Origin of the sequence: Bradyrhizobium sp., assembly GCF_049586575.1 — a bacterium.
Classification (GTDB): Bacteria; Pseudomonadota; Alphaproteobacteria; order Rhizobiales; family Xanthobacteraceae; genus Bradyrhizobium.
In genome coordinates this window covers 1-4431 of sequence record NZ_JBAVCF010000755.1, presented here as the reverse complement: position 1 = coordinate 4431, position 4431 = coordinate 1, and the positions used below count along the sequence as shown (strand labels likewise).

The following is a 4431-nucleotide window of genomic DNA, read 5'->3' as shown; positions in this document are numbered from 1 at the left end:
AGAACCCCTTGTCGGAAAGCTCGTGGTTCACTTCGAGGAAATAGGGATCGCGGGCGCCGACCGGCTTGCCGGTGGACGGATCAAGGATACCCGTCGCGGCGGGGGCCACCGCCGGCGCGAACCCTGGCTTGGCGGGCGATGGGCTCAATCCCATTCGAGAGCGCCTTTCTTCCATTCATAGGCGAAACCGACCGTAAGCACGGCCAGAAATACGAACATCGACCAGAACCCTGTCGCGCCCAGCTTTCCGAACGCCACCGCCCACGGAAACAGGAAGGCCACTTCTAGATCGAAAATGATGAAAAGGATGGCGACCAGATAGAAACGGACGTCGAACTTCATGCGCGCGTCGTCGAAAGCATTGAAGCCGCATTCATAGGCCGACAGCTTTTCGGGATCGGGCTGTTGGAAGGCCACCAGGAATGGCGCGATCAGGAGCACCAGACCGATCAGACCGGCAACGGCGATAAACACCACGAGTGGAAGATAATTCTGCAAGATGCCGGTCATCGAGAGGGACCTTTTCCTGCGGTCATTTGGGGGTCCGCAGATTCGTACATTAGAATTCTTCCGAGGCTTAGCGCAGCGCACCAAGGGGCGCAAGACAAGCTATCTTGGGGCCTCCTCCATCCCATAACGCTTGGGAAAACTCGCCCCTCAGCGCGAGTTGGCCGCCTAATTTCTCGGCTCAAAATCCGCCGCGCCCGCAAGCCTTCCGGCCGCTGGTTCTGAGGTTGGTGGAACGGGATTGAAACCATTTTCCGGACCTGACGAAACCGGCCGGAAACAGACCAAGGATACACAGGGAACCAACAAGGCGGCGCCAAAGACGCCCGGAGGCTCTCATGAACCACTCGATCCATTCCGCAGACCGTGCGACCCACCTGAAGATCGTAGTGGTGGCGCTTGTGGCCGGAATTGCGGTTGCCGGTTTTGCCATTTCCGCACGCACCAACGCCGATTACAGCCAGACCGCCCGGGTGATCAAAGCGGGCAAGCCGGTTGTCTTGACCAGCTCTGATACCTTGGTCGTTCGCTAAACCTCGTCCCCCCCGAGGACCTCGTTCCCCCCAACGAGGATGTGGAAGGGCCGCTTTCCCCAGGCGGCCCTTTTGCTTTTTGGCAGCCAACGTCACCGTCCGGCGGCGGGCTAACGGTCGGCATTTGGGAAGGTTATCGGCGTGCCATCGAAGAGATGGCGCGAGAGACGGGACTCGAACCCGCGGCCTCCGCCGTGACAGGGCGGCGCTCTAACCAACTGAGCTACTCCCGCGGATGCTGCAATCCCCAAGGGATTGGTCCGCAACGCAGCAGGGATTAAAGGTGTGCCTTCCTTTAGTCAAGGTTGTTGCGAATCTCCTTGTGCCGCAGGGCTTTTTGCAATGTCGATGCAAAAAATAGGCTATTTACCGGCAAAACAGCGTAGGCCGCCTGACGTCGAATCATTTAAAGCCTGCGGCGTCTTGGTTTCTTAAACATTCAACAAACGAGGAGGGCCAAACATGGCGAAGAAGGCAGCGACCCCGACCACGATCACACTCAAGCACCTCGCGGCGGCCATTGCCGAGCAGCAGGAGCTGTCCAAGAAGCAGGCGGAAACCATCCTCACCGACCTGGTGACCATGATCACCAAGCACCTGAAGAAGGGCGAGCGCATTCGTATCGTCGGCCTCGGTATCCTCCAGGTCCGCAAGCGCGCTGCCCGCATGGGCCGTAACCCCGCCACCGGCGAGGCGATCCAGATCAAGGCGAGCAAGAAGGTCGCTTTCCGCGCCGCCAAGGAGCTGAAGGAAGCGGTTTAATCAGAAACCATCCCAACCTTCTGGTTTTTCAGCGAAATGGCGTCATTCCGGTGAAGTCAAAGCGGCACTCCGGAGTGGCGCTACCGTGAGGGAGCGTTTTCTGTTACTTGCGGGCTATGATCGCGAAATCCGCCCTCAACTTCATCCACACCGTGACCGAGCGCTTCCTGCGCTATGTGGTGATCGACACGCAGTCCGATCCGGCGTCGCCGACCTGCCCCTCGACTGAAAAACAGAAGTATCTGGGCCGGCTGCTCGCCGCTGAGCTACGAGAGATGGGGCTTTCCGACGCCCATCTCGACGACTACGGCTACGTCTACGCGACCCTTCCCGCGAATACAGACAAGCGGGTGCCGGTCATCTGCTTCTGCTCGCATATGGACACCTCGCCGGATTGCTCCGGCGCCAATGTCAGGCCGCAGGTCGTCCGGAATTACCAGGGCGGCGACATCACGCTGCCGGCCGATCCCTCGCAGGTGATCCGCTTTGCGGAGCACCCAGCGCTCGCCCACCAGATCGGCCATGACATCATCACGACCGACGGCACCACGCTCCTTGGAGCCGATAATAAGGCCGGCGTCGCCGAAATCGTGGATGCGGTGCATTTCCTCACGAGGAACCCGCAGATCAAACACGGCACGATCAAGATCCTGTTCACGCCCGACGAGGAAATCGGCCGTGGCGTCGACAAGGCCGACCTGAAAAAACTTGGCGCCGACTTCGCCTATACGATCGACGGCGAATCCGCCGGCCAGATCGAGGATGAAACCTTCTCCGCCGACGCCGCCACCATCACCATCGAGGGCGTCTCGACCCATCCCGGCTTTGCCAAGGGCAAGATGGAACACGCGATCAAGATCGCGGCCGCCATCGTCGATCGTCTGCCCAAAAACACCTGCTCGCCCGAGACCACCGAAGGCCGGGAGGGATTTTTGCATCCGATCGGCCTGTCCGGCACTTTGGAGACGGCAAGGCTCGGCCTCATCGTGCGCGACTTCACCGAACAAGGTTTGCGCGAGAAAGAAGAGTTACTTGAGCGCATCGTCAAGGAGGTGATGCGGGATTTTCCGCGCTCGACCTGGCGCGTCGAAATCAAGCCGCAATACCGCAACATGAAACAGGTGATCGATCGTCATCCGCAGATCGTCGACCATGCCGTCGAGGCAATCCGGCGCGCGGGCCTTGCCCCCGTGAAAACATCGATCCGCGGCGGCACCGACGGCTCGCGGCTGTCGTTCATGGGGCTGCCCTGCCCCAACATTTTCGCGGGCGAGCATGCCTTCCACTCGCGGCTTGAATGGGTCAGCCGGCAGGACATGGAAAAGGCGGTGCAGACCATCGTCCACCTCGCGATGATCTGGGAAGAACGGGCTTAGGTAGGTAGGGCCTTCTAAGCCTTGGCCGTCACGATCCAGATCGCGGCATCGAGCGGGACCGTTTGTCCCTTCGCGTGAGGGGCCAGCGCTTCGCGCATCGATTGGGTGGCGGCGGCGACGACCTCTCGAGGCTGATCCGCAAGCGCTCGCGCCGCCGGTCCGACCTCCAGCGCGCCCTTCACCGCTGCGTCCAACCCGCCTCCAACCGCAATGTCGAGCGCCAGATTGCACGGCTCCATCGCTACGTCGGAAAAGCCTGCCGCGCTGAGGATGCGATTGACGCGCCCCTGCGACGCAAACGAAAACGGTCCGGGATCCTCGGGCCCCACCTGCGGCATTTTCGGAACGTGCCGGTAGACGGCCTGGAGCGGGGTCATGAAAAGCGGATTTTCGCGCGCCTCACGCCAGCAGGCAAATGCGAGCCGGCCCGATGGCCGCAACGCCTTCCGCAGATTGGCAAATGACAGCGCCGGATCGGCAAAGAACATCACGCCGAACCGCGAGGCCAGCAAATCGAAATTCTCCGGCGTGAACGAATGGACGGTCGCATCCGCCAGAACGAATTCAACCGGCGCGCCCTTGGGCGTCACTTCCCGCGCCCGCGCCAGCATCGGGCCCGAAATATCGATGCCCATGACATGCCCGCTTGGACCCACAGCGCGCGCGAAGGCAAACGTGGTAGAGCCGCTGCCGCAGCCGACATCGAGAACTCGTTCGCCCGCCTTGATCCTGGCCCGGTCGATCAGGATATCGGCGACCGGCTGAAGCAGAATGTCCTGCACCGGCTGGCGATCCGCCCAACGCTGGCCGCCGGCGCCGTTCCAGTACGCAATCTGATCGGCGTTCTGATCGTGGCCCGTGGGTGCATTGTCCATCATTTGACTCAACGTGTCCTGCACGATCAGCTAAGGCAACAGCAAAAGGCTGGTGGGCGGCTACGGATTCGAACCGCAGACCCTCTCGGTGTAAACGAGATGCTCTAACCAGCTGAGCTAGCCGCCCTCAACGGGCTGTTTAGCCCTGCCGGCCCCTTTTGCGCAAGATCCGAAACGGTCGCACCTTCTTGAACACCGCGCGAAAAAAAACGGCGCCAGAAGGCGCCGTTTTATCACTTCCAAGCAGTGTCCGGCTCAATGCGCCGTCAGCCCACCGGATGCCTCGTCGCCGGCATCGGGCGTGACGGCGACGACCTTGGCATTGTCCTCTTCCCAGACGATCGGCACGGGAGGCCGCACCAGCGCCCTGGAAACGAC

Annotated in this window: 5 protein-coding genes, 2 tRNA genes and 1 pseudogene; 3 read left to right on the top strand and 5 right to left on the bottom strand. The window is 61.2% G+C overall.

Translation table 11 applies throughout. The features are described 5' to 3' along the window. A pseudogene (locus WB528_RS27220) lies at positions 1-154 on the bottom strand (NADH-quinone oxidoreductase subunit B); the annotation flags it as partial. Then, a complete protein-coding gene (locus WB528_RS27215; RefSeq protein ID WP_423892439.1) occupies positions 145-510 on the bottom strand; it encodes an NADH-quinone oxidoreductase subunit A in 366 nt (121 codons plus the stop codon). The gene WB528_RS27215 and the pseudogene WB528_RS27220, both read right to left, overlap by 10 nt. 335 nt (positions 511-845) lie before the next feature. Here WB528_RS27215 and WB528_RS27210 point away from each other — a divergent pair, with 335 nt between their 5' ends. After that, positions 846-1040, top strand: a complete 195-nt coding sequence (locus tag WB528_RS27210) for a hypothetical protein (RefSeq protein WP_423892438.1) — start codon at positions 846-848, stop codon at positions 1038-1040. A 156-nt stretch (positions 1041-1196) separates the two neighbouring features. On the opposite strand, the gene WB528_RS27205 is transcribed toward WB528_RS27210, so the two are convergent. Continuing rightward, a tRNA-Asp gene (locus WB528_RS27205) sits at positions 1197-1273 on the bottom strand. A gap of 229 nt (positions 1274-1502) precedes the next feature. On the opposite strand from WB528_RS27205, the gene WB528_RS27200 reads away from it, so the two are divergent. Then, the gene (locus WB528_RS27200) at positions 1503-1802 is read left to right on the top strand and encodes an HU family DNA-binding protein (protein WP_423892437.1); all 300 of its coding nucleotides are present in this window, start codon (positions 1503-1505) and stop codon (positions 1800-1802) included. 116 nt (positions 1803-1918) lie between these two features. After that, positions 1919-3178, top strand: coding sequence for a peptidase T (gene pepT, locus WB528_RS27195; protein WP_423892440.1), 1260 nt, complete (start codon positions 1919-1921; stop codon positions 3176-3178). A 14-nt stretch (positions 3179-3192) separates the two neighbouring features. On the opposite strand, the gene WB528_RS27190 is transcribed toward pepT, so the two are convergent. After that, positions 3193-4053, bottom strand: coding sequence for a class I SAM-dependent methyltransferase (locus WB528_RS27190; RefSeq protein WP_423892436.1), 861 nt, complete (start codon positions 4051-4053; stop codon positions 3193-3195). Between the two features lie 50 nt (positions 4054-4103). Next, positions 4104-4180, bottom strand: a tRNA-Val gene (locus tag WB528_RS27185). Between the last annotated feature and the right edge of the window lie 251 nt (positions 4181-4431).

Bases quoted from the DNA above. Each gene is read 5' to 3' on its own strand.
- WB528_RS27210 (WP_423892438.1), top strand. From the start codon at position 846: ATGAACCACTCGATCCATTCCGCAGACCGTGCGACCCACCTGAAGATC.
- WB528_RS27190 (WP_423892436.1), bottom strand. From the start codon at position 4,053: ATGGACAATGCACCCACGGGCCACGATCAGAACGCCGATCAGATTGCG.
- WB528_RS27200 (WP_423892437.1), top strand. From the start codon at position 1,503: ATGGCGAAGAAGGCAGCGACCCCGACCACGATCACACTCAAGCACCTC.
- pepT (WP_423892440.1), top strand. From the start codon at position 1,919: ATGATCGCGAAATCCGCCCTCAACTTCATCCACACCGTGACCGAGCGC.
- WB528_RS27215 (WP_423892439.1), bottom strand. From the start codon at position 510: ATGACCGGCATCTTGCAGAATTATCTTCCACTCGTGGTGTTTATCGCC.